Here is a 23,995-nt window from a genome sequence, read left to right on the forward strand (position 1 = left end):
GATTCTGTTCGATAGCGAGGGAAGGCGGGATGCGGACGCATCGGCACCAGCTGCTAGCAGTTTATCTCGACCGATAAGTCGATATGACTTACCGAAGGATGACATGGTCAAACACACAGTTCTCCCATCTAGGTGATCTAACTGTTGGCGAGCTCGATCGTCCACCTGCCATAACCGTAGGTCTGGAGACGGCGCTATCATCGACGAGACGAATAGCAACACTCCACACATCTGAACCGTTGGCGGCCAACTAACTTCAACCCTACTGCCCTCAAGCTCAAGTGCGGACCGCCAGCATGGAGCGCATGTTCGGTCAGTCCCGCTAATCGAGCGGAGTCGGGAGAAAGTGTAGTTAGCTAGGATCCTAATACGCCTACGCGGCTCTCGATTTTGCATGACAGCAATCGAAGATGACAATGCTCACGGGGTTCCTAGGAACCAATGGACATTATTTGCGAGAGGGGATGAACCCGATAGATGGAAGTCCTAGGATTTCCGTGATGAGCGGTGGGGATGCCTTTTGTTGCGGCAGACAAAATTTCGCCAATGCTCCGCTTCTTGTGGGAGGGGCAGGTGGGTGCAGCACGAATCCTTCACTGGCTAAGGTCGCCTTTTGACCCTCTTCCACGCCGCGAATGGCAGCTTGCTGCTTCAAATAAATCAGTCGGCGACAAATTAGCGGAAATCTCGGATTTTGACTTTGATAGTATTACTACGATGAAGGTAGGGGATATAGATGTCGACCGTCCTGAGAAGAAGGGGGCAGCGGGGGAATGCTGAACAGGGGATCGGAATGGCGGCGGTGGGAACCGCATATCCACGCGCCGGGCACAGCGATGAACAACCAATTCACCGGCCCGACCGCATGGGACGACTATCTGCGCGCGCTGGAGCAGGCGACACCGTCGATCGAGGCGATCGCAGTGACCGACTATTATGTGACGGACACTTATCAGGAGATCCTTCGCCAGAAGGCGTTGGGGCGCCTTCCGGCTGCTAATCTCATCTTTCCAAATGTCGAGCTGCGGTTGGACGTCGCCACCGCCAAGGGCGGCTTCGTCAACCTTCACCTGTTCGTCAGCCCGGAAGATCCCAATCACATCGATGAGCTGCACCGGCTGTTGTCGCGCCTTCAGTTCAATGTGATGCAGGACCGTTTCGATTGCACGCGGGCGGATCTGATCCGTCTTGGAAAGAAGGCCGATCCGAACATCGCGGACGATCGTGCCGCGCTCGCCTACGGGGCAAACCAGTTCAAGGTGAATTTCCAGAAGCTGCGCGAGGTGTTCGGCGAGAGCGCATGGGCAAAGAAGAACATCCTCATTGCTGTTGCTGGGGGCGCGAATGACGGAACCTCCGGCGTGCGCGAAGCCGCAGACAAGACCATCCGGCGTGAGATCGAGGGCTTCGCTCATGTGATCTTCGCCAGCAGCGCGGCCCAGCGTGAGTTCTGGCTTGGCCAATTGCAGTTGAGCCCGGCGGAAGTGCGCTCGCTCTACGGTGGCATCAAGCCGTGCCTGCATGGCAGCGATGCCCACAAGCTGGAGGATGTCGCTAGCCCGTTCGGCGATCGTTTTTCATGGATCAAGGGCGGGCTCGAGTTCGACGCATTGCGCCAGGCTTGCATCGACCCGGAGGGGCGCGCCCATGTCGGCGCCGAGCCTCCTGCCTCGGCGACGCCCTCCCAGGTGATCTCGCAGATCGAGATTTTCGACGCGCCTTGGGCTACCACGCCGGTAATTCCGCTGAACCCCGGGCTTGTTGCCATCATTGGGGCGCGAGGCTCTGGCAAGACCGCGCTGGCCGACATGATCGCGGCAGGATGCGACTCCATCACGGACGAGGCATGGAACGCCGATGAGTGGGCGAACCCTTCGTTTCTCGTGCGGGCTCGACCGCTGATCGGTGATGGCAAGGTCAAGATCGATTGGGCTGCGGGTGAACCGAGTGTGCGCTCGCTGGATGGCTCAGACGCGAACGGCCCATATGCCTATGAGCGCGTGCGCTACCTGTCTCAGCAATTCGTCGAGGAGCTATGCTCTTCCAGCGGGCTTACCGATGGGCTGCTACGTGAAATCGAGCGGGTGATCTTCGAGGCGCATCCCGATGATGAGCGGGACGGTGCCTTGGACTTCGAGGAGTTGCTCGAACAGCGTGCGACCCGACATCGTCTTGCGCGTGAGCGCGAGGCCGAAGCCGTCGCGCAGATCTCGGATCGGATCAGCACCGAGTTGGAAAAGGAGAAGTTGGCGGCGACCTATGAGTCGCAGGCAGCGCAGAAAAAGAAGTTGGTCGACGCCTATACTGCCGACCGCGCCAAGTTGGTGTCCGCCGGAAGCGAAAAGCGCGCTGAGCGTCACACCGAACTAGCTGGCGCGGCGAACACGCTCCGAGCGAAGCTGCGGAGGTTCACCGGGCAACGGCAGACCTTCCTCGCGCTCCAGGATGAGGTGAAGGATCAGCGGCGCAATCAGGCGCCGGAGACGCTGAGGCAGGCACAGGCAAGGCACTCCAACAGTGGAATGTCGGATGAGCAATGGGCGGCCTTCCTGCTGGACTACAAGGGGTCCGTCGACAACGATCTCGCCGCCTATGTCACATTGGCTGACGGCAAGATTGCGGAGTTGAAGGGGACGCCGCCCGTTCCGTGCGATCCCAACACGCCGCATTTCGCCGACGACACCGACTTGAGCACGTTATCCCAAGCGATGCTCGACGCGGAAATGGCGCGGCTCGAGAAGCTGGTGAGTGCCGACAAGGAAACCCAGCGTCGCTACACGGCGCTGTCGGGAAACATCGCGACGGAAACGGCAGCGCTGCAAACGCTGACGGACAAGCACAAGGATGCCCAGGGCGCCAAGGATCGGGCTATGGAGTTGCAGGCCGACCGCGAGGAAGCCTATGGCCGTGCGTTCGACGCGCTCGTAGCCGAGCAGTCGGTGTTGGAGGCGCTGTATGCTCCGTTAATGGCGCGGCTGTCGGCGGCGTCAGGCACCCTGAAGAAGTTGTCCTTCTCCGTGGCGCGCGTCGCGAACATCGAGCAATGGGCTTCTGACGCGGAAGATGGGCTGATCGATCTTCGAAAGGCCGGCGCGTTCCGTGGCAAGGGGACCCTGGTGCAAAAGGCAACTGAAGTCCTCAAGGGAGCTTGGGAGATCGGCGACGCGGCTGCGGTGCGTGCGGCGATGGTGGAATTTCGGCGGCTCTATCAAAAGGATTTGCTGTATCACTCGCCGGTAGCACACACGGACCAAGCCGAATTTCGTGCGTGGTCGAAGCGGTTCGCGCAGTGGCTTTTCAGCACTGATCACATCTCGATCCGCTATGGTATCGACTATGATGGGGTCGACATCAGGAAGCTGTCGCCCGGCACGCGCGGCATCGTCCTCTTGTTGCTCTATTTGGCGCTAGATGACAGCGACAACCGCCCGCTGGTCATCGACCAGCCCGAGGAGAATTTGGACCCGAAGTCGGTGTTCGACGAGTTGGTCCATCTCTTTATCGAGGCGAAGGCTCATCGGCAGGTGATCATGGTCACGCACAACGCAAACCTCGTGATCAACACCGATGCAGACCAGATCATCATCGCTGAATCAGGGCCACATCCACATGGGGCGTTGCCGCCGATAACCTACAAATCTGGAGGGCTAGAAAACGCCGAAATACGCAAGGCGGTTTGCGATATTCTCGAAGGTGGCGAAGGCGCGTTTCAAGAGAGGGCCCGCCGACTTCGGGTCCGGCTGGAGCGTTGATGGTCGCCGACTTGGCGCTGGTGGGCAAGTCTTAGGGGTAATCTCCTGCTTCGTCCCCTGGTGATGCCGCTTCGCCTGGAAAATCGACACCTGACACGTAAAGCTTCACGGTGTTGCCCTCGATGAAGATGCAGTCGGCGCCATTGGTGATGAAGCCGGTCGCAGCATCACGGCTTCCTTTGATCCGGCCGTGCGCTGTGTTGAAGGCGATGGACTCGCAGATGACGTAGCCGTAACGGACGAAGTCAGAGCCGTAGAGGCCGTCCGCGCCTCTGGGATAGTTCGCGAACTTCACCACGTTGTATTCAGGCTTTAAGAGGCTTACGAACGCCTTTTCGGCGTCGGCGACGATGCGCTTCTGATCGTAGGCGCCGCTGAAATCTTCGTCCTCGAAATCATGATCTAGCTCGAAAGTTTTCATGATCAGCGGTTGGACGTTGAAAAGGAAGAGATAGATCTCGTCCGTGACTCGGGCGCCGGGATAGCGCTGCGGCTCGTTACCGAGTATTCCCATGCGAGCCTTGTGGCCGTTGTTGATGAGGCGGTCGAAGCTATCCCCAACCTTGGCGATGCCGACATAGAGAAGATCGTAGGTGGCGGCTTCGCGATGGCGATCGAAGCGCTCGATCCCGGCACGCCCCCGCGAACGCTCCCAGATTAGCTTTTCGGTCGTGAACCACTCCAGCACGTTGGAGCCCGGTTCGCCGATCGGGCCGTCCCACACGCGGATGACCTTTTCGCCCGCCTCGATCCAGAACGATGATACATCTGATTCCTCAACTGCCGGCAGGTCGCGGATGTGGATTTCAACGGGGTCGCGGAAGTCATCACCGATCGCGAAGTCGAATGTCGCAACGGAGGTCTCGGGGTCGATGACCAGGTTGAGATACTTCGCCTCGGTGCGGCCTCCGATCATGTAGAAGTCGCTTTGCCGGAGTAGCGCCTCAACCTGCGGATCATTTTGAAGCCAGACGGCCTCCTGGTTGGAAATCGGCGGATAGACCGTTTCCAGAAAAGTGAGCTTGGACTTCGTGCTGGTGGCGCTTGCGGACATGGTCAACGGCATAGAGACGGCGGGGGAAGGTCAGACGGTGGCTGTTGTTGGCTCCATTCATCTCGGCTAACCGAATGACCGCCTTTTGCCAATTGTTTTTTCGGAAAGCTGAGGGTGCGCTTCCGGCCCCTGACCGTGAGAGTATCGCCAACGTCGGGTCGGACCCGAATCGGCGTAAGCCGATGAAAATCACCTATAGCGTTCGCGCCATCCAGTGCAGCACTCCAAGCGCAATCCGAAAGGTGCGCTCGTCCCGACAGTAGATCAGCGGCGGACGTCCGTCGAGCTTGCCATCTACCGGCTGCCTCACAACACGTGCAGCGGTTTCCCCGAAGAGCTTCGTGGCTTCATCGCCCAACTTTGACCTCCACTCCCTGGCGACGCGCTCCGCACGCCGCGACTGCGCGAACGTTCTCAATGCCTCTTCGGCCTGCTCAAGGCCGGCGGAGTTCCTCTCGGCGAGATCCAGCGGGAGGATTCCGTCCTGATCGGCGAGCGGGGTGCGAAGGAAATCGATACGATTTTGCCCGTCCAGCGCCTCTTCCGAAAGCCTGATTATCGATTGCCGGCGACTGTCCGCTTCTTCCACTGCACGTTTGGCTTTGGCTTTCGCATCATTCTCGGCTTTCCGGGAGATCGCCTCCTTGATGGCGCGTGCCGCAGGCAGGTCGTGTAACGTGCGTGGTGATGTGCTGCTTCGCAAACGCAGCACATCGAGTAGGCCTTCCAAGTCGCTGTCGATCGAGGAGTCTGCGTCGAACGCCGGCTGGCGCAGCCTGCCTCTCTTCGTCATCTGCCACCAGGATTCGACCGTCATCGATCCGCGATCCTCTGCTGGAATCAGATCCAGGATTCGCGAGACGAGGCTCGAAACATGATTCCGGTGACCAATTCTCTTCCGGTCAGCTGCCTCCCAGTCGTGCCATCGGCCTGACAAGCCGGTGTTGAGCGCGAAGGAGAGGTGTTTCTGTTCGGTTAGCCGCACCTCGGCCAAGGCCTGAAGAAACCGGTGGACGGCCTCCCACGGTGTAAGGAACTCATGGTCGAGATGGCGCATCGCATCGGCAAGCTCTTTCGTCAGCGTGACAAAGTCGCTGTGGACATACCCCTCCTCGACGAGGCGGGAGATGATGTGGTCTGTCGATAGGAAACGATGATGATAGAGCCTTGGTCGCAGGATTGTTGCAAGGACCACCGACCGCCACGTCTCGCTTCGGACCGTGAAGCAACCTGTTCCTCCGAACTGGATCCCGAGATGTTGGCGCATTCCGAGAGCACGCATTGCGGCCAGATCTTTGATGCGAAGCTTCTGCTCGCCAGCACTCCGACGGGTCTCGCGATATGCCTCGATCTTCTGCCCCGCAATGGATGCCAGTCGTTCATCGTAGGCATCGGCGTCCTGTCGCGCGCGGAGGCGCATCTCCTCAACCGCGAGCTCGATCCTTGGACTGAACAGCCAAGTGCGTGGCGCGGCCGAGATAACGGCGCGTCGCACTTCTTCGGGCAGAGCGTTGCGGGGCACAGAGGACATGTCGATCTCTAAGGCCGCCGTCCCCAACTTCTTCAAACGGGAAATCTTCTCCTCTCCGCACGGGTGAGTCACGGCAATCTCAACGAAGAGACTCGACTCTCCGACTTCGAGGCGGAGGTCCGGTATCACTTCGATATGATCGCGGAATTCTAGCGTCGCATGATCGACGGTGATCTCGCGTTCTTCGGCGATTAATTGTTCATAGTCGCCATATGCTGCGTGCTCACGGGGAATGGTAAGCCGCAACTCATCCCGGATGATTTCCTTGCAGAGGAGATGAAGTGCGGTCTCTGGTCCGCCCCTGCAAGCAGGGCCGTGGTGGGCGAAGTGCGCGGCCTTCAGGTCATCCTTGAGGTTGGCGACCAGCGCTGCGTTGCAACGCGGGCAGACTAGGCGACAGGCTAGACCGCGGCTCGCCCTCGAGATGTGGTATAGCTTCCCGGTTTCGGGGTTCCGGCCGTAAACCAGCCGCGCGCTGTCGCTGCCAAAGTGCCGGCGAATCTCAAGGTCGTCGTGGCCCTGATTGATTAACATAGGTGGACAGTAGCCGCCGGCATGGGACGGCGGCTAGTCCTTCTCGCAGAGGCTGGCCCGTAGGAGGATCTAGCGGCGTCATCCTCTCGATGCTGACCCGACCTGATCCCGGTTGACAATGTCAACTTGCCGCCTGAATGGCGACGTTTTTACGCTCAGTTCTGTCAACCCGAAACGTGCGTTCTCTTAGCTCGGTAAGAAAACGCTTTACATTAAGTTTACACTAAGTTGACAAAGACGGGCAAAAATCGCCTTTTCGAAATCCTGTCAACTTACGGCTTTAGTCGCGGCGGAGCTGCCCCGAGGGTAGGCGCGGACCAGAGCGCGCCGGATCATTTGTCCCAAGCCTCGGCGTCTACCAAGACTGAAAAGACTATTTCATTTTGCGATTCAATCGCCCTCGCGGCTGTCTCTCAACCCGCTGAAGGGACAGGGTTAAATAGTGGTGCCGTGGGGACTGGGAGAGGCCGGCGAAGGTGATGATCCAGCTCGGCTCCGTTCTTTTCACTAGCCTCCCTTACTTGGGGAGATTATTCAGCCGCTGCATCCTGGTTTCACGCTTCCCGACATGAGTTCCGCCTCCGATGGCCAAACATGCGCGGCCTGTTGCCCGATGCAGCATGCGCGCCGCTTCCCCCAGCACCTGCCCCTGTGAGCGCCGGAAGCCGTCCTTCGGCTGATTGGCCTTCAGGGTGCGGTCCGCATGCTCCGCGATTTGGCTGGCAAGGTGCGCGTCCTGTCGGGGTTTGCCGGAACCGCTGACGTTGATGGCGAGGTTCGGCGCATAGGTGTTGGCGAAGTTGTTCCTGCCGACGATGCCGCCCGTGGCGAAGGCCGGTGCCTTGCCGATCTCTGAATTCCATCGGCCGGCGAATGGCGATCACTGGCAAGGCTAGTTAGCCACTCGCGGAGTGCCGGAGGTGGCACAGGCGCACGCGGAAACGAGACCCTGTGTATCACCCCTTCGGAGCAACATTTTTCCGGCCTGCTTCGTCACTCGCATTCTGACACGCCCAGCAGAATCGCGTGGCCCATCGACGACAAACGGACGTTTGAGTGCAACAAGCAGATCTCTCAATCGAACATGTCCGTAAGTTCGCGTATCGAAATCGGTGCTTCGGCGCTCAAGTTCGCGCTCGAGAAGGTCAATCGCCACCCAGTCTGCGGGATGATCAACAAGGCTGGCCATTGCACTCTTCACGATAAAATGGGCCTCGCCGAGCGGGCGTAGCGGCTTCATTTTGGAATGAGGTGCATGCAGCAGATCGAACCTCAGGTTCTCCAGATACACGAAGCGGCTACAAGCTCGCCTTAGCCGTTCCGGCGTGCTTTCACCGCCGAAAACATAGCATTCAAGATTCTGCTCCCGAATGCGGATCGCGAGGTGGGCGAAATCGCTGTCGCTCGATACGATGCAAAGTCCGCCGAAGGCGCCACCGTGCAGAAGATCCATCGCGTCAATTACTAGCGCGATGTCGGCAGCATTCTTGCCCCTGCCGGAAATCGCCAGATGACGCGGCACGATTGCGTGCCGGACCAACGTCTCCTCCCACACAACGCCTTGTGGTCCGGAAAAATCCCCATAAGCTCGCCTCACTACTAGCTGACCGTGTTTTTCCATCTCTTTGATGACTCGCCCGATCATCTTCGCCGGGACATTATCCGCGTCGATCAAGATAGCGAGGCGAGCGGAGCGCGGTTCTGTGGGCATCATGGTCTCCAATGCATCGACGCTTGCTAAACGCCAGCCCTTACAGAGAGGGATCGCATCTTCGGCGATCAGAAAAACAATCGAGCAGGCACCCCTGCCAACAGCGGCGTTCGACAAATGGCAGGGCCCAGGACCATCCTGGGGCCGTTCAAAGTGTCCATAGTCTGGAGTGATGCAGTGGTTACGCTACAGACAGGGGTAACATGTTTCAACTGCCGGTCAATTGCAAAATCTCCTGAGATCATTCAGTCATAGGAATGTCATCAATAGGGAGAATGCACGATGGACGATGAACCTGATCGCGTTAGCGAACGGACGATAGCCGACATGAGCTTCAAGATGAGTAAGGAGTGGCGCTATGGATTTAAGCTCAGGGCGCTCAAGGAGGGTATTTCGATGACAGAACTTCTAAAGAAATCGTTCGCCGAATATGTCCTAAATAATCCTTTGTAAGACAGGATCGGCTAGGGTCATGCTAGGTCGTGCTGGATAAAAGATCGTGTATGTTCAGTAATCGATGACTTATTTGTCTATATTCCAGACAGACGCAAGGCTTGTTCGCGAGAAGTCCAAGCCTAACCTAGTCGCAGATAGTTCACTGCGCCGGCATCAGTAAGGTCGCCCAACCCTCCCTGTAATCCGACCGGAACGACCATCAAAATCGACCTGCGCCCCCAGGCCGTCAGCGACGCTCCTGGAAATTTCATTCGAGGCTGATGATCGGCGCAGGCGCGAAGGTCGTCATCTTCTTGAGACCGCTGATCATGCCATCGGCGTATCTGGGGGTGCCGACTGCACCTTTGAGCCAGCACTGGCTCTTGCGCTTCATGTAAGTGAAACCGATGCAACGATCGTTTGCGACGCAGGCCATCCTGCACTGTTGCGCGGTCACGTTCCGCCCATAGGGCCTACGTGACAGATCTCCCCCAGGGAGGTCGACATTTTCGAACAAGGCCGTCTTTGGGTCGATCACTCCCATCGAGAATGCATTGGGATCGGGATCAACGCTGCTGAGAAATTTCCCAGAGATCGCAGCCGAGTTGCCGTCCGCTCTACCTTGGCTGGCCTTCAGAAAGCAGTTTGGGCCCGTCCCGACGTGCGGGTCGACGTTGAATGTGAATGCCTTGCACTGACCACCCATGGATAGACATGCTCTCGCGCAGTTCGCAGCGTCGGCGGTTCGCTGAGAGCTGATGTCATCGCCGTAAAGATCCAGGCCGGTAAAGACCGCCATTCGTGTTGGGCGGCGGGTGTATTCCTCGATCGACGAAAGTTTGGACAGTGACGGGCCGTCGACTGTATCCGGATCAGGGGCGGGGGCTGCTGCCGGTGCGGCCGCAGCCGAAAGCGGTTCCGCCGATCCTGCTGACGGGGTTACCTCTTTCGAAGCTGCGGTTGTGTGGTCGTTCTGCTTGCGATCAAGCCCATAGCGCGCGACTTCGTCGGGAGTGAAGATATGCATGTCCTTCGGAGGTGTCTTGAACATCACCGTCAGCACTTCGACCGGCGTATTGAAGCGGTTGAGAACGTCGATGATGTCCGAGATAGAAAGCTGAGCGCTGACCAGATCAGTGAGTCAGACGAGATCTGATGGACACCGAGTTCGCCATCGACCTAGCGTTCCACACCCGCAAGGAAGATGAATGCACATGCGGAGTAGCAACCTGCCTTTTTCGGGATGTAGGTCGCGAGCTTCCGCTCATGCACGTCGTCTGCGATCAAAAGGGCGATCTGAACCACACCGCCAGGGCTATTGAGAACGACCAGCTTGGCATTGGAGGCAGCCTCGGCCGCGCGGCGGAAGTTGAGCGCCGCCCCTGCATCAATCTCACCATTGAGAGAGATGATGTCCGAATGGGCGTCATCGACCGTAAAGGGGCCAAACGACTTCACAGCAGCATGGGCGGAACACAACTGAACCGCCAACATCCAAACGACCGGGAGCAACCGGCTCACGCAATACGAAAACGAACTCAGCACTTTTCGCCCCCCATGGCGAGCTTCAATATATGAAACACTCCGCGGCCTAGGGAGCAAGTGCGCGCGATAGATCTCTGCTAACCATCGGCTAACACTGCACCCTCGGCGAGGGTCTCGGTCTCATCCAGTCGAGACAATGCCACGATCGAAGATGCTGCCGTGGGGAAAAATCAGTCCGGCGGGCCACTTTCCATCTGGTGCAGCCAGCGAACCGCGTCGTCGAGGCGATCGTCCCCCCAGAATAACTCGCCATCGACGACGAAACTCGGGGAGCCGAAGATGCCGAGGGCCTTGGCTTGCTGAGTGGCGTGGACAAGATCGGCTTTCCCTTTGTCGGAATCAGCGAGCCGCAGCACACGCTCCGCGTCCTGCCCGGCAGCACTAATGCTGGCGGAAAGGTTGGGCTCGCTGCCCGCAGGCTCCCCCGCTTCGAACCACCGCCGGTAGGTCTCCCGCGCATAGGCCGGGCACCAGCCCTCGGCGGCCCCGATGAGAGCGACGCGATTAGCACGTTCCAGTTCGGCGAGCGGGTATGGCGCAGGCAGCCTCGGCAGTAAACCGTAGAGCGCTGCCCGCCGTTCAACATCCCGCCACATATAGGCGGCCTTCACAGGCTTCGTGCGGAAAGGAATGTTATCCATCTCAATCATGATGGTGCGGACATTGAAGGGCCGCCAGCTGAAGCGCACCCGGGTCGCCGCCTCTACCTGGGCCAGGCGCATTACCGATAAGTAGCTGTAAGTGCTGCCAATGCAAAACCAGAACTCGATCATGGGATGCGTCGTCGCCCCAATCAGATAATGCTCCAACCCCGTCAAATGACCTTACCATATTTCAAGGATGGGGGGGTCGAGTTCCAACGCACATGAACCGTCCGCATGACCGGCCCGTTCGGTAGGATAATGCATAGGGTTGAGGTGCGTTGGTGGTGTCTGCACACTGGCCGCGTAGACCATCAGGGTGAAGTCCCCCGACGGCATTGTGCCGAGCTGGTCGGCGCTGAGTGGCTCGCCGTCTATCCGTAGCCAAGGGTCTCAAGTCGTGTGGCGACGGCGGGGCGTGCTACCCGCCGAGCCCGCAAGAGTGTGGGACATTGATCGGGATCGATCCTAGCCGTTTGCCATCGTAGCCTTCCGCGACCGTAGCTATCACCGCGGGATTCCAGCCGTAACCGCAGTGGGCGGTGTCCGGGCGCTCCAACAGACCGAGGTATGTCTGATCGTTTGAGACAATCACGTTGGTAATTTTCATGTCCTCCGGCAGATACGCTTTGGGGAAGAGCCGATAGCTCAATAAATCATTTGGATCCGTGAAGGCGACAAAGCGGATGGGGCCGGACGGCTCCGCCACAAACGTCTTGTTTTTTCGAACTCGCGCGCTGGCGAACACGTCGAGGAGCGATCCGCTGGCGCGATCCACCGATCTGTCAGCTGCAATCTTGGCTGTGCCTGGAGAGTAGGTTGCGGCGTTCAGGAGAGGGATCTGGTTTGCCAGCAGGAACACCATCTGGACATCGCCGAGGCGCTGGGCAATCCGCGGCTGTTCCCATGCCGGGGTGGTTTGCCATATCGATACGATCGCGTCGGAGAGTATTTTGCTGCCCAAGCTTTCGGCGACCAGGATGGTCTTTCGCCGCGGCTTGCTATCATCGATCAGGCAGCGGCCGGCGGCTGAAATATTGCCGCCCAGAGCGTCACAGACTTCGGATCGCATCCAGGATCTGATCGGGTTGCCAGCAATGCCCGTGTAGATGACGGCGTCGGAAAAGCAGTCGTCGATTAGACCTTTCTTGAGATCCCTGTTCAGGCTGGCACGCTTCAATTCATCATTGTGATCGAGCCCAATCGCGATTTTTGCGCCGGCCGCGAGCGGTGACCAGACGAGAAAACGGAGTTCGAGTGCATGCCCGTTCACATCATGGTCGAACGTGACGCGCGCGGCGCGCTCTGGGCCATACATAGTGTTTCGACTAGACGACCCAATTGCGATTGCCTGTTGGAGAAGCGCGTGACGATTACCTGCCCAGTCTTCTTCGTGAGTGCACATCCCATGCACCCATACAACCCGTAGGTCTTGTTGCTTGGCAAAGCTCATTATGCCGCCAAAGCTAGACGCGTTGTTCTGGCCAGGCTCTTCAATCTTCGGGGGGATGTAAGGAGTAGCGCACCCGGAAATCAGCAGTGCAGCGCCGAAGAGGAATGCAGAAAATAGCTCGCACAAAGGGCGCTTTAATATTGGTGCCATTTCTCTTCCCCCACTCACTCATCAGTGAAGCTGAGAACGGGACAAAAAGCGAGTCGTTCAACGTGCAAGGACTATCTGGTGGAAGACGCTTTGGGCCGCGCTCCTGGCAGCGGAATGCGCAACCCGCTAAGCCTAGCGTCGATTATCGCGCCAAGCCTGGCGTCACATCGGTGCGAGTCGCCGTCGATGTGCTTCTCTGGCCTTCAATTCCGAGGCAGCTTGTGAATTTCCAGCCTTACCGGTCCACCTCTGTCACAACTGGTGCAGAAAAGCGCTCTCTCGACCGTGCTAAACAGCGCATTCTTGCCATAGCGCCGAACAAGCGCGGTTGGCTTTACCTCGGCGTGATGCGAGCAGTTTTTGCACCAGGCACGCAGCTTATGCCACTCGCGCAGGTCGCCAAGGGCGACATCGAGGCCTGCGTGCACGCTGCCATCGACGATGGTCTGCGGGTCGGCCTTGGCCTCGCCTGGTGTCAGGATCCTCTCCATCACATGTCTACTGTTGTAGTGGATCAAAAGCATCCCCGGGCGGCGCCGGATTGCGGCCTGCCAGGCGGCCTGGCTGACCATGGAATCGGGGGACCGACAGATCGTCTCGACAAGTTGCTTTTCGTCGCGATCCCAAACTTCAATCCGAAAATTGTCTTCTGCCCTTTTTGCCATCGCTTCGCCGGTCGATGCTTTTCAGCAGCGCACTTGTCCCTTTTTTCAATCTCCGATACGTGACGAATAAGGAACATATTCCTGTTCCGTCAAGGGCGCGCTTGACTCTTTTGTTCTCATTTCGTTCACTGGCGGTATGAGCGACGAAAGTAGGCATCCCATGCAAGAGCACGTGACGGCGCCCGGCATCCAGCATCATTTCTGCGAACAACCAGGCTGCGGCAAGGATGCGGGATGGGGCTTTGCCAAGCCGAAGCAGGCACCACGTTGGTTTTGCTTCGAACACCGTGCGGAGGGCGAACTCTTCCTTCGACAGGAGACCAGCAATGACCCGCTTGAGCATCGCAGAAGAGCTTGAAATTGCTGCCGATCAGATTGCGGACGTTTCGCGAGCTGATCTTCAGGTCATGCTTCGCAGGGCAGCGCTCGTGCTCAGGAACGTCACAGGCATTGTCTTGGAACCGAATGTTGATGAATCACTTGTTGGCCTCGCGGCCGAAATGGGGGCCTCAAAATCGGATCTGATCAAGACGATTGTGGGCGATTGGCTCGTGACCAATGCCTATCTGCCAGTCCCCTGCGCTCTGGATGAGGAGAGCAGCGTGGATGGAAATGCATGATCAACCGTCCCAGGCACCCAAGCGTGACAAAAGAACGGCCGAATGATCTGGTTGGGATTGTTCTGAATCGCGCGCCAATGCTGCAGCAGCCGCCGGGTGGTCGGCATGAGCTTCCATTGCGACGGGTTGGGCAGGCTGCGCCCGGTCTCAAGCTTCTGCCGAAGTTCATTGACGATCGGAGATGGGTTGAAAGCCGTTGCCTCGGTCGCAAGGTCGGCGTTGAACACCATACTCGTCTGCGCTGAACGACCCGTGACGGATGACGCCCGGCAGTGCGGTCCAGAGCGCTGAGCGGCGGCGTGCCTCAATGATCACGTCCGTGGGTCGCCCCTCGCTCTGCCTGATGTCTCCGTGCCGGGCCGGCGACACAGTCGAGTTCAAGAAAGCGTCCAGGGCGCTCTTTCTTTCATGCGTGGTGTATCTCGCAGGGAATGTGGCGCATGGCGTTGGTGAGGCTCCCAGACCGGGTTAGAGGCATTACGATTACGGCATGTCGGCGCCGATCTGCTGGCCCGCCGGGACCACATCGAAATAAGCTCTATGAACCAACACCAATTGCGCCTATGGGCGCGGACTTATCCTCGACATTCCGCTTGATTCAGTTATGGGCATGACCTCGCATTCCATCGTTCTGCCGGCCGTCAAGTCTTCTGCGGCCCACCGTCTCTCCTACGTGGAGCAGCAGGTAGAGAAGAAGCAGAAGCGGTTTCAGGACCGGGTCGTCCTGCAACCGCAGATCGACCTGAAGGCCTACACATGCCGAGCGATCATCGACTGGGCCGATATCCGCTTCCAGACAGTGAAGCATACCCAGTGGAGATGGATTAAACACTATATCGACAGAGCAATCGGGGAGAGGGTCTACGTCGAGAAAAAGGCGCTTGGCGATGACGGAAAATACCGGGATTTCCGGGTGCGCATCCAGGAACCGACCACCAAGGATCTGCTGCTTGCGGAAGAAGTCGTCAGGGCGAAATGGAACCTGTGCGAGCCGGTCACAATCGTTGGCCTCGAAGTCAGTGTCGATTTCAAGCCGCGAAGACCGTCCGACGAGGCACTTGCGCTGATGTTCGGTGTCCTGGTGCGCAGCCACCTACCCAGCCGGGATGTCATTGACGAGCCGGCCGACCGCCCGAGGTTCGCTTGGGACAAAGGCGACGACGCCACCAGCTACGTGCTCGGTTATGATCCGAGACATCCCGACCGCAGCGACGTTTTCCTGCTCGATCCAACGAAGGACAAACCGGCAACAATCGACTCCACCTACTACGCCGGCGCCAAAGGATCGCAATGTGCGTGGCGAACCATGATCAAGCTGCTCGACAAACAGAACATCGCCACTGGTGCCAGGGAGGTTCTGCCGGAAGCGGAGCGAAGGGTTCGTATCGAGGTCACCGTGGACAAGGGCGAACTCAACGAGATGAGCATCCGCTCGATCGAGGATCTTGCAGGCTTCAAGTTCCAGCGCTTCCACGGCCGATACTTCAAATTCGTCCTGCCTACCTTCCCGGACGTAGCCTACGAGCCGGAAGAGAAAAGGCGACTGCCCTTGGAGCTGCTCCGGAAGACGCGGCTGCAGCGGTTTCTGAACGCGGGTGTCGTGGGACTGGAAGCCTGGGACGAGGCATGGCGAAGGAAGAAGAAGCAGACTCGGAAGGAGACCCTCAAGAGCGACCTACCTTTGGCGCTGACATCCATCATGGCCGGAAGCTCCAGCTCGTTGAAAGATTACAACGAGATCACAAGAAAGGTGATACAGGCCCTCCGTCATATCGATGACCGGATGCGGCTGAAAGGTCCATCCCCGAGCTCGGGCGCCGGCAATTCTTGAGGACCTGGAGTCCTCTCACTCTCTTTGTATGTTGTATGCTTATGGTGGTGAAGAAGGGTGGCTCGTCTATGCCCTCATGTCATGAAACAAGTTATTAGAGCCGAAACGTGAGCCACGATGCCCGTGTCAGCGTCGGCAAGCAGTTCAGCGCTTGCACGAGAGTCGGTAGACGCACATTTCCGTGGAGAAAAGCTGAAAGTGCGTTCTACCCGTCGGCCCGCGGCGATCGCGCCGGTTGGGGCATCAGGGCCGATCCGGGGGTCATCGCCGAACAGCGCCACGCTGCCGGCCCCACGATATGACCCACGCGCTCTAGGTAAGACCCAAGTGGCTTTTCACATTACTGACGATCGCGCGATACAACAGCGACATTGCTGTTCGTTTCAGATACGTGCCCTTGTCACAGGGGCGCTCAGGGGTTGGTGCCGACGCTGTCAATGCATCAATGACGCATCGGGCGCGCGGAACCAGCCAGTGACGCGCCCCCGCAAGAATCTATTTCATTCTCATCCGCATTGAGAACACTCGACAGGGTTTAGAAAAGTCAATGAATGAAGCTTGCCCGCTTGTCGCCTACAGTTTTGCGTATGTGAGACGACAGCTTCGATCCGCGGTCGAGGTCCATGCCAACGTCACGCTCATGCGCCAGCTCGCAGCCCAGCTGGACTTCGAGAGAAGAAGCGGCAGGCGCATCCTGGAGAAGGCGCCCGATTGGAGCACTTGCCGGACGACTCCTTTCGTTTCGCGAGAGAAGTTTCGGCATGCGGTCCAGGTAGCACGTAGCGCAGGCGCCGACCTGCTTTTGGCTGACATCCGCGAACTCATTGGACGCACGAGATGTGACCGGATGATCAAGTGCGTCGATGTCTTAAATGCTCTCGATGTTGAAGTCTGGGATGCATCCTTGAATCGCACATGGAAATCGATGTCGGAGGACGAACGACGCCCTCTCATCACTGACGCCATGCGGATGAATATATCGCGGTCGGAATCGGTGAAAGCCGGAATTCGGCTATCCCGGACTGAGAAGTCTGGGCTTCCGAACGCCAACTACAAGCGCGGCAACCGCGCCAACCGCCGTAACGCCAATCAGCGTGCGCATCGCCTTCAGGATTTCGTCCTGGAGGAGATGGCCAAGCTGCCGGCTGGCAAGAAGCTCTCTCCATCGGCCCTGGCCGCGGCGCTGAACGCGGCTGACGTTTCCTCCGCTCGAGGTGGGCGCTGGACCCATAACACTGCAAAGGACCTTTTGGCCCGCATTGGCACTTTGGCGGAGAACCCGACGTCAGCGAGTGGAGCCCGCCGGAAGCTGCGCGATTCTTAGTGACGGAGCAGCCATCACTCGGAATAGGCATGTGCAGGTATTGACCGTCATGCAGATAGCTACACGTGTCCCTGAAAGCGTCGAGCCAATTCGTGTCTTGCTCTGGCCCGATCTGTGCCGCAGGCGCATTGTCACCAAGCGTGGGTAATCGCGACGCCGCTTTCCCGCTCCACGGGCGCGGCGATGATTTTTCCAGCATGGCAACACCAGACCCACGCTGCCTGTCGAAGGGACCGAAGCCTCGCCACATCGTCGATCCTTATGATCACATCGACCAAATCAAGGTCAGGACGCGGGATTTTCGGTAACTAGGGACCGTTATCCACCGGTTGCATTGTCAGGACGTGACCCGATGCGGACGCTTGATCATTAGGAGCGTATCGTCCGCTTTGCTGCCAGAAGCTGTCACCGCCGCGGTAAGCATGTCGGACTACAGCATTTCCCTGGCATCTGAGTTAATATGGCGGCTGAGGGACCCGAATTCAGCCTTGGGAGAGCTGTGTGGACGTTGCCGCTTGGTTGCGAGGCCTCGGCCTCCAGCAATACGAGCAGGCATTTCGCGACAACGCGATCGACGCGGAAGTCCTGCCGGAGCTGACCGATGCCGACCTCGAGGAGCTCGGTATGCTCCTCGGTCATCGCAAGCGATTCCGCAAGGCGGTAGTGGGGCTGGGGCCGTCGTCAAGCCATCCCGACGCGAGCACCGATGACATCGCGGCTCAGAGCCGCACCCGGCAGCAAAGCGCGGAGCGTCGACAGCTGACCGTCATGTTCGTAGATCTCGTCGGCTCGACGGCGCTGGCGACGCGTCTGGATCCCGAGGACCTGCGTGAGATCATCGGAGCGTATCACCGCTGTGTCGCTAATACGGTCGCCCACTTCGGCGGCTTTGTCGCCAAGCACATGGGCGACGGAGTCTTGGTGTATTTCGGCTACCCGCAGGCGCACGAGAACGCCGCCGAGCAGGCGGTGCGCGCTGGCCTTGCTCTCGTCGATGCCGTTAGGCGACTCCCAAAGCCCGAGCCATTGCGGGTTCGTATCGGCATCGGCACCGGACAGGTCGTCGTCGGCGATCTGATCACCGCCGGCGACGGGCACGAGCGCGGCGTGGTGGGCGAGACGCCGAACCTCGCCGCCCGCCTGCAAGCTCTTGCCGAACCCGACGCGGTCGTGATCGGGCCGCAAACGCGGCAGCTGGTCGGCCATCTTTTCGAATATCGCGATCTTGGCGCCGTCGAGGTGAAAGGCTTTCCGGAGCCGATCCATCCCTATCAAGTGGTTCGTGAGAGCGCTGTCGAAAGCCGGTTCGAGGCGCTGCATGGGACGACGCCGACGCCGCTGGTCGGGCGTGAGGAGGAGGTCGACCTGCTGCAGCGCCACTGGCATCGCGCGAAAAGTGGTGAAGGTCGTGTGGTGCTGCTCTCAGGCGAGCCCGGCATCGGAAAGTCGCGCCTCACCGTCACCTTGCAGGAGCGGATCCAGAATGAGCCACACACCCGCTTGCGCTATTTCTGTTCGCCGCACCATCAAGATAGCGCGCTCCACCCGACCATTGCGCAGCTAGAGCGTGCCGCCGGGTTGGAGCGCGACGACCCGCCTGAGAGGAAGCTGGATAAGCTTGCGGCCCTGCTTGCCCCGGCCTCGCCGGAGGACGGGGCGCTGCTGGCCGAGCTGCTGTCGTTGCCGACCGAAGGCCGCTTCCCGCCTCTCCAACTGACGCCCCAGCGTAAGAAAGAGAAAACCTTCGATGCGCTGCTCCGGCAGCTCGAAGACTTGGCGCGACAAGGTCCGGTGCTGATGCTCTTCGAGGATGTGCACTGGATCGACCCCAGCTCGCGCGAGCTGCTCGACCTTGTCATCGAGCGGGTGCCGCTCCTGCCAGTGCTGCTTCTCCTCACGTTCCGCCCCGAGTTTCAACCGCCGTGGACCGGGCAGGCGCACGTCACGGTTCTTGTCCTCAACCGGCTCGACCGTCGTGAAGGCGCCGCGCTGGTCCAGCGGGTCGTCGGCACCGGGGAGCTGCCGAGCGACGTTGTCGCGGAGATCATCGAGCGCACTGATGGGGTGCCACTGTTCGTCGAGGAGCTGACCAAGGCGGTGTTGGAGGGCGGCAACACCAGGACAGTGCTCTCAAGAGCTGCTGCGACGGCCTTGAATGTCCCCGCCACGCTGCATGCCTCGTTGATGGCGCGGCTCGATCGCCTCGGCTCAACCGTTAAGGAGGTCGCACAGGTCGGCGCGGTTCTCGGTCGGGAGTTCTCCTACGAATTGCTGGCAGCGGTCGCACAGCGAAATGCCGCTGATCTAAATGGCGCACTGGATCAACTCGTCGGCGCCGGTCTGGTGTTCTGCCGCGGGACGCGGCCACTGGCCACTTACCTCTTCAAGCATGCGCTCGTTCAGGACGCAGCGTATGGCACGCTGCTGCGCGCTAAGCGCCAGGAGCTACATAAGCGTGTCGCAGATGTGTTGGAGGAAAAGTGGACCGAAATCACTGAAGCGCAACCTGAGCTCCTCGCGCACCACCTTCAGAAAGCTGGGGATTGGGCGAACGCGCTCGATCACTGGCAAAAGGCGGGAGGGGCCGCCGTGGCGAGAGCTGCCACTCGGGAAGCCGTGTCGCACTTTGCCAGTGCGATCGACTGCAGCAGGAGACTTGGCGATGTGTCCGGCGGTGCCGAACGGATGACACGTCTCCACCTTGCGATGGCCAATGCCTTGATGCAGGCTGAAGGGTATCGTTCTGAGCGCCTTGGGAAGACGCTTGAAGATGCACGTCTTGCTGCCGCGAACACTGCGTTGGTCGAATTGCAATGTGACGTTGCGCTGTCACTCGCTCCATTTTTTTATGCCACTGGGCGCAATCACGATTACCTGACCCTGGCCGAAGAGCAGCTCGCAAACTGTGCCGATCTCCTTCCAACGGCCTATCTGAGTGGTCTTTGGGCAACCAAAGGGATTGCTCATTTCAACCGGGGAGAACAACCGCAGGCAGCGGAGGCGTTGCGGAATGCCTTAGATCTGATTGATCGTGTTGACCCAAGTCGTCGTATTTTGTTCGCTGGTGCGGATCAACGTGTCTCTACCCAGGACTATCTTAGTGGTTCGCTGATCATTTTGGGCTTCATCGATGCTGCAGTCAAAGAGAACGAGCGCTTGGTTCGAAATGTTGACCAATTCGACAAGCCCTTCGACTTAGCCTGGCGTCTTCTCGCTCAGTGCCTTTTGTGTGCGCTAATCGGTCAATACGAGGAACTCCTTGAGAACGCTACGAAGATCGTCGAGATTTGCGAACGGCATGGCTACACGGCACGTCGAAGCAGCGCCATTAGATGGCGTGGCCATGCCCGCTCGCATTTAGGTGAACTGGATGCCGGCATCGATGACGTCCGGGAGAGTATGCTTCTTTGGCGTGGGCAGGGCGTTGTATTTCATACCCCTGAGAAAGCATGCGAACTTTGTGATCTACTCCTGCGGGCCGGTCGCATCGAAGACGCATCGCAAATGCTTGATGATGTCGATACCCTCGTTTTCGATACGGACGAGGCGAGCTACCTAGCAGAATGTATTCGCCTTCGTGGCCAAATCGCCGCGGGCAGAGATGACCTGATGGGTGCCGCGCACCTATTCGAAACAGCAATTGCCACTGCCCGTCGGCAGCAAGCGAGACTCTTCGAGCTTCGCGCCGCAACGCAACTAGCACCAGTTCTGGCACGTCAAGGTCGTGTCCATGAGGCCGCGACGCGCCTGCAAGCGGTGGTCCACACATTTAACACTAGGTATCCAATCGTCGACCTCATCGCGGCGCAAAGGGCGCTGGACGCCCTGAGTCGTTGAGGTCGCATCATCTGCGTCGGTTCCGACAACGTAGTTTCGTCGATTTGATGCAAGCTTGTGCTCATTGCGCACCCGAGACGCGCGTTCGCCCGTTTGGACTGGAATGTAACGGAATGGTTGAGATAAGACGTTCACGCTTGTCCCCGCGTAGGTCCGAATTATTGGCTCCCTTGCCGCACCGTCTCGACCCCGAGTGACCCTCTCGGCAACGGTCGCAAAAGTTCAGCTTCGGGCTTTGTTAGGTGGATCCAGGCTGCCCAGTCCGCCGGCTGGAGCACAACGACTTGTCGGTTGTGGTAAGGAGCCACGTCCGGCCCCGGCTCAGTCGTCAGCATGGTGAACGTAGGCGGCTTGTTGCCGGCGCCTTCTTTCCACAACGCGGCGATCGCCATCAACGGAGAGCCATTAAGCGCGAACCTGTGTTTCGCCTTGGGATACTTCGTTCCCGTGAATTCGAAGAACGCAGATGCCGGAACAAGGCAACGCTTGCTGCCGCCGAATTGACGGCCCTCAGAACGGAAGTTGAATCCGGGTCCGCCCTTTGGTCCCGTTGGCGGAAATCCGAACGTCATCGAAACCAGTTCGATAGTGTCGCCGGCGGCGCGCATTACAGGGCCGGGATCGTTGATCCGGATGTCATCCGCCTGCGGCAGATCAAGCTCGGTCTGATGGCTGGGGATGCTGAGCGCCAGCGATTGCATCATCCGGCAGTATTCCGTCCAGGCGATATGCTGCTCGTAGTCGTTGCACATAAATGGCTCCGCACGTCGTTTCGGGTGTTCGATTCAAGATAGCGTATAACTCTCGTGCCGACGGGTCACTTGACTCAATGTTCTCTTTTCGTTCACTATAACGCGAAAGGAGCCGATCTTTGAAAGGCACGCAAGAACCGGTCGTTCCAGTCGAGTTCGCTGGCGTCTTTTTCTCTGTTCATGAGATGCCAAACGGTCGATTTCGAATTGATTTCGAGGGGCAGGCAATACCGTCACTGCCCGGTGCTACCTACGGTTTGGCTATTAGGGCTGGCGCCAGCAAAGAGCGGGTGGAGAAGCTCCGTGAGTTACTCGAAGAGCTCTGCCCCGAATACTACGCTGGGTTCCTGGATCGAGTGAATGATGAGGAGTTCCAGGACTGGATGATGGAAGGCTATGACATCGCCGGCTATTTGAATCCGGGCCGCGTGCTGGGTCCAGGCGATGAACTGGGCCGCGACCCATTCGCATACGATCGAAAGTGATGAGCGACGAGATCAGACTCCCAAGGCCAGAACACGTAACAGCGCCCGGCGTTCAGCATCACCGATGCGAGCATCCTGCCTGTGGCAAGGATGCAGGATGGGGGTTCGCCAAGCCTAGGCAGCCTTCTCATTGGTTCTGTTTCGAGCACCGCTCCGACGGCGAGCGGTTCCTCTGATTCCCAGAGATGTAGTGATCAGTGAGTGATTCCATCTCGCCGCGATCGATGAGAGGTGCTTTACGTCGATGATGAGCCGTTTGACACGATTCATCGCCCTTGCCGCTGGCGCGGGGTGTTTACCCTCGGCATTCTATGCGGAGCTGCGCAAGAATCCGCTGGTTGAAGAGCCAGCCTGCCGTCCCATGACTGCGGCTAACGAAGCGCTCGCCAGGATGCCCGGCTTTCAGGCGATGTAACGCGCGATGGGGATCCATCGCGCGTGCTCCCGCTTCGCTCGAGACAACATAGTCGGGAGACCCAACATACCAGCGCCAACGGGTGCCTGCTGGTGGGCGCTTAAATGTGAATTTCCATAAGTTAACCGGGGCCGTGCTGCTATACCGGCAGTCAGATAGTTGCGGGCATGAAGCCGCCCTTCATTGCCATCTCATTGGTGAGCTTGGTGGCGCCCCGCTCGGTGAGCCACCCGTCTTTTCCGCTAGTTGGACCATGGATAGCCTGGCTGGGATTGTCATTATATTAGCGTAAGCGCATATTGGCCCTGCAAGCGGTCTGCTGTAAAGACGTTCGTTGGGCGCCGATGTCCGACAACCCGGCAATTACTCGCCCTCGTTGTCTGCATCTGCACATGGACTTCGCTGGTCGGCATTCAAAGGGAGGACTTCGATGCGCTACTTTCCAGCCACTTTTTGTTTCGTCGCACTAGTTATCGGCGGTGGCGAATCTGCAGGTGCCCAGACAGCCCAATCAAGCATAGAGGCGAACAATGCGGACTTTGTTGCGAAGTTTGCCGCTAAGGATACGGCAGGCTTGGCTCAACACTATACCGAAGACGCGGTAGCGTTTCCTCCTAACGAAGAGCGGGTCGCCGGCCGCGAAAGCGTTCAGAAGATGTGGCAGAGCTGGATCGATGCAGGAGTGACCGATCTGACCCTGAAAGCGGCGCAGGTCGAGGAGAGTGGCAATCTCGCGTATGAGGAGGGCACCTACTCTATCAAGATTCCCGGTAGTGACGGCAAAACCAGTGAGGAAATCGGCAAATACATTGTCGTTTGGAAGAAGGGCGCCGACGGCGATTGGCGACAGCATCGGGATATTTGGAATACGAACCCTACTAAGAAGTAGAGTTCCCCAATCACTCCCGGTCACCGGCTCGATATCCCGGTCGATGAGCTCCATAAGGGTTTTGCGGTTTCAGCGTCCCGCTCGTCGCGTCTGAGAAACTCGCTGGTGACCGTGCCGAATTGGCAATGCCCAAATACGCCGCGCAAGCCAACTAATGATTACCCCGCCAAGACGACAGAGCGAATACCCCGATCGCGAATTCGATTGCCAAGAGGCCACGGAGCCTGGCTTTTCAGGCGATTGTCGCGTGCGTGATCAAGGCCGGCTGGACGCGCGGGAGATTATGCGCTTCGCTGAGGCGGCTGATCGCCGCCGATAACATGACCCAGAGGGAAATGCTAAAGTTGAGGCACGGCTCGCAGTGGCTTGCG

General features: G+C 58.8%; 20 protein-coding genes. 11 read left to right on the forward strand and 9 right to left on the reverse strand.

Annotated elements, in window-relative coordinates; all coding sequences use genetic code 11:
• Positions 1–513 precede the first annotated feature (513 nt).
• On the forward strand, positions 514–780 hold the full coding sequence (locus AC0L2B_RS09305) for a hypothetical protein (RefSeq protein ID WP_473745045.1): 267 nt from the start codon (positions 514–516) through the stop codon (positions 778–780).
• Entirely contained in the window at positions 774–3,752 is a 2,979-nt protein-coding gene (locus tag AC0L2B_RS09310; protein ID WP_473745046.1) for a TrlF family AAA-like ATPase, read from the forward strand. The genes AC0L2B_RS09305 and AC0L2B_RS09310 overlap by 7 nt, the downstream gene beginning before the upstream one ends.
• Positions 3,753–3,783: 31 nt before the next feature.
• Here the strand turns inward: AC0L2B_RS09310 and AC0L2B_RS09315 are convergent, their stop codons facing one another.
• Together AC0L2B_RS09315 and AC0L2B_RS09320 are read right to left on the reverse strand one after the other, a co-directional pair.
• Positions 3,784–4,806, reverse strand: coding sequence for a hypothetical protein (locus tag AC0L2B_RS09315; protein ID WP_473745048.1), 1,023 nt, complete (start codon positions 4,804–4,806; stop codon positions 3,784–3,786).
• A 193-nt stretch (positions 4,807–4,999) separates the two neighbouring features.
• A complete protein-coding gene (locus tag AC0L2B_RS09320; protein WP_473745050.1) occupies positions 5,000–6,871 on the reverse strand; it encodes a competence protein CoiA family protein in 1,872 nt (623 codons plus the stop codon).
• Between the two features lie 703 nt (positions 6,872–7,574).
• Here AC0L2B_RS09320 and AC0L2B_RS09325 point away from each other — a divergent pair.
• Positions 7,575–7,727, forward strand: a complete 153-nt coding sequence (locus tag AC0L2B_RS09325; RefSeq protein ID WP_473745051.1) for a hypothetical protein — start codon at positions 7,575–7,577, stop codon at positions 7,725–7,727.
• Between the two features lie 36 nt (positions 7,728–7,763).
• Here the strand turns inward: AC0L2B_RS09325 and AC0L2B_RS09330 are convergent, their stop codons facing one another.
• Positions 7,764–8,699, reverse strand: coding sequence for an NYN domain-containing protein (locus AC0L2B_RS09330; RefSeq protein ID WP_473745053.1), 936 nt, complete (start codon positions 8,697–8,699; stop codon positions 7,764–7,766).
• Between the two features lie 165 nt (positions 8,700–8,864).
• Here AC0L2B_RS09330 and AC0L2B_RS09335 point away from each other — a divergent pair, with 165 nt between their 5' ends.
• The gene (locus AC0L2B_RS09335; RefSeq protein ID WP_287375270.1) at positions 8,865–9,035 is read left to right on the forward strand and encodes a hypothetical protein; all 171 of its coding nucleotides are present in this window, start codon (positions 8,865–8,867) and stop codon (positions 9,033–9,035) included.
• 250 nt (positions 9,036–9,285) lie between these two features.
• On the opposite strand, the gene AC0L2B_RS09340 is transcribed toward AC0L2B_RS09335, so the two are convergent.
• On the reverse strand, positions 9,286–10,068 hold the full coding sequence (locus AC0L2B_RS09340; protein WP_473745055.1) for a PAN/Apple domain-containing protein: 783 nt from the start codon (positions 10,066–10,068) through the stop codon (positions 9,286–9,288).
• 104 nt (positions 10,069–10,172) lie between these two features.
• Here AC0L2B_RS09340 and AC0L2B_RS09345 point away from each other — a divergent pair, with 104 nt between their 5' ends.
• The gene (locus tag AC0L2B_RS09345) at positions 10,173–10,595 is read left to right on the forward strand and encodes a hypothetical protein (protein ID WP_473745056.1); all 423 of its coding nucleotides are present in this window, start codon (positions 10,173–10,175) and stop codon (positions 10,593–10,595) included.
• Between the two features lie 137 nt (positions 10,596–10,732).
• Here the strand turns inward: AC0L2B_RS09345 and AC0L2B_RS09350 are convergent, their stop codons facing one another.
• The 4 genes from AC0L2B_RS09350 to AC0L2B_RS09365 all read right to left on the reverse strand — a co-directional run bounded on the left by AC0L2B_RS09350 (position 10,733) and on the right by AC0L2B_RS09365 (position 13,814).
• Entirely contained in the window at positions 10,733–11,335 is a 603-nt protein-coding gene (locus AC0L2B_RS09350; RefSeq protein WP_473745057.1) for a DsbA family protein, read from the reverse strand.
• Positions 11,336–11,624: 289 nt separating this feature from the next.
• Positions 11,625–12,806: a hypothetical protein gene (locus AC0L2B_RS09355; protein WP_473745058.1), complete on the reverse strand. Its 1,182-nt coding sequence runs from the start codon at positions 12,804–12,806 to the stop codon at positions 11,625–11,627.
• Between the two features lie 203 nt (positions 12,807–13,009).
• Positions 13,010–13,471, reverse strand: coding sequence for a hypothetical protein (locus tag AC0L2B_RS09360; protein ID WP_473745059.1), 462 nt, complete (start codon positions 13,469–13,471; stop codon positions 13,010–13,012).
• A complete protein-coding gene (locus AC0L2B_RS09365) occupies positions 13,437–13,814 on the reverse strand; it encodes a hypothetical protein (protein ID WP_473745061.1) in 378 nt (125 codons plus the stop codon). The genes AC0L2B_RS09360 and AC0L2B_RS09365 overlap by 35 nt, the downstream gene beginning before the upstream one ends.
• Here AC0L2B_RS09365 and AC0L2B_RS09370 point away from each other — a divergent pair.
• The 4 genes from AC0L2B_RS09370 (at position 13,798) to AC0L2B_RS09385 (ending at position 21,083) form a co-directional block, all read left to right on the forward strand.
• A complete protein-coding gene (locus tag AC0L2B_RS09370) occupies positions 13,798–14,091 on the forward strand; it encodes a ribbon-helix-helix domain-containing protein (RefSeq protein ID WP_287375254.1) in 294 nt (97 codons plus the stop codon). The genes AC0L2B_RS09365 and AC0L2B_RS09370 overlap by 17 nt on opposite strands.
• A 604-nt stretch (positions 14,092–14,695) precedes the next feature.
• Positions 14,696–15,922: a hypothetical protein gene (locus AC0L2B_RS09375; RefSeq protein ID WP_473745063.1), complete on the forward strand. Its 1,227-nt coding sequence runs from the start codon at positions 14,696–14,698 to the stop codon at positions 15,920–15,922.
• Positions 15,923–16,469: 547 nt separating this feature from the next.
• A complete protein-coding gene (locus tag AC0L2B_RS09380) occupies positions 16,470–17,246 on the forward strand; it encodes a hypothetical protein (protein WP_473745064.1) in 777 nt (258 codons plus the stop codon).
• Positions 17,247–17,747: 501 nt separating this feature from the next.
• Positions 17,748–21,083, forward strand: a complete 3,336-nt coding sequence (locus AC0L2B_RS09385) for an AAA family ATPase (RefSeq protein ID WP_473745065.1) — start codon at positions 17,748–17,750, stop codon at positions 21,081–21,083.
• 158 nt (positions 21,084–21,241) lie between these two features.
• Here the strand turns inward: AC0L2B_RS09385 and AC0L2B_RS09390 are convergent, their stop codons facing one another.
• Positions 21,242–21,835 (reverse strand): SOS response-associated peptidase family protein, encoded by a 594-nt coding sequence (locus tag AC0L2B_RS09390; RefSeq protein ID WP_473745066.1) that lies wholly within the window; start codon positions 21,833–21,835, stop codon positions 21,242–21,244.
• A 119-nt stretch (positions 21,836–21,954) separates the two neighbouring features.
• Here AC0L2B_RS09390 and AC0L2B_RS09395 point away from each other — a divergent pair, with 119 nt between their 5' ends.
• Positions 21,955–22,320: a hypothetical protein gene (locus AC0L2B_RS09395; RefSeq protein ID WP_473745067.1), complete on the forward strand. Its 366-nt coding sequence runs from the start codon at positions 21,955–21,957 to the stop codon at positions 22,318–22,320.
• An 845-nt stretch (positions 22,321–23,165) separates the two neighbouring features.
• Positions 23,166–23,624: a YybH family protein gene (locus AC0L2B_RS09400; RefSeq protein ID WP_473745068.1), complete on the forward strand. Its 459-nt coding sequence runs from the start codon at positions 23,166–23,168 to the stop codon at positions 23,622–23,624.
• Positions 23,625–23,995 lie beyond the last annotated feature (371 nt).

It is taken from the genome of Mesorhizobium sp. WSM4815 (assembly GCF_055811575.1).

Excerpts from the sequence above, each read along its gene's own strand:
- AC0L2B_RS09370 (WP_287375254.1), top strand. The coding sequence starts at position 13,798 with ATGACCCGCTTGAGCATCGCAGAAGAGCTTGAAATTGCTGCCGATCAG.
- AC0L2B_RS09390 (WP_473745066.1), bottom strand. The coding sequence starts at position 21,835 with ATGTGCAACGACTACGAGCAGCATATCGCCTGGACGGAATACTGCCGG.
- AC0L2B_RS09320 (WP_473745050.1), bottom strand. The coding sequence starts at position 6,871 with ATGTTAATCAATCAGGGCCACGACGACCTTGAGATTCGCCGGCACTTT.
- AC0L2B_RS09365 (WP_473745061.1), bottom strand. The coding sequence starts at position 13,814 with ATGCTCAAGCGGGTCATTGCTGGTCTCCTGTCGAAGGAAGAGTTCGCC.
- AC0L2B_RS09310 (WP_473745046.1), top strand. The coding sequence starts at position 774 with ATGCTGAACAGGGGATCGGAATGGCGGCGGTGGGAACCGCATATCCAC.
- AC0L2B_RS09345 (WP_473745056.1), top strand. The coding sequence starts at position 10,173 with ATGGACACCGAGTTCGCCATCGACCTAGCGTTCCACACCCGCAAGGAA.
- AC0L2B_RS09335 (WP_287375270.1), top strand. The coding sequence starts at position 8,865 with ATGGACGATGAACCTGATCGCGTTAGCGAACGGACGATAGCCGACATG.
- AC0L2B_RS09325 (WP_473745051.1), top strand. The coding sequence starts at position 7,575 with ATGCTCCGCGATTTGGCTGGCAAGGTGCGCGTCCTGTCGGGGTTTGCC.
- AC0L2B_RS09375 (WP_473745063.1), top strand. The coding sequence starts at position 14,696 with ATGGGCATGACCTCGCATTCCATCGTTCTGCCGGCCGTCAAGTCTTCT.
- AC0L2B_RS09360 (WP_473745059.1), bottom strand. The coding sequence starts at position 13,471 with ATGGCAAAAAGGGCAGAAGACAATTTTCGGATTGAAGTTTGGGATCGC.
- AC0L2B_RS09305 (WP_473745045.1), top strand. The coding sequence starts at position 514 with ATGCCTTTTGTTGCGGCAGACAAAATTTCGCCAATGCTCCGCTTCTTG.
- AC0L2B_RS09380 (WP_473745064.1), top strand. The coding sequence starts at position 16,470 with ATGAATGAAGCTTGCCCGCTTGTCGCCTACAGTTTTGCGTATGTGAGA.
- AC0L2B_RS09400 (WP_473745068.1), top strand. The coding sequence starts at position 23,166 with ATGCGCTACTTTCCAGCCACTTTTTGTTTCGTCGCACTAGTTATCGGC.
- AC0L2B_RS09315 (WP_473745048.1), bottom strand. The coding sequence starts at position 4,806 with ATGTCCGCAAGCGCCACCAGCACGAAGTCCAAGCTCACTTTTCTGGAA.
- AC0L2B_RS09340 (WP_473745055.1), bottom strand. The coding sequence starts at position 10,068 with ATGTTCAAGACACCTCCGAAGGACATGCATATCTTCACTCCCGACGAA.
- AC0L2B_RS09350 (WP_473745057.1), bottom strand. The coding sequence starts at position 11,335 with ATGATCGAGTTCTGGTTTTGCATTGGCAGCACTTACAGCTACTTATCG.
- AC0L2B_RS09355 (WP_473745058.1), bottom strand. The coding sequence starts at position 12,806 with ATGGCACCAATATTAAAGCGCCCTTTGTGCGAGCTATTTTCTGCATTC.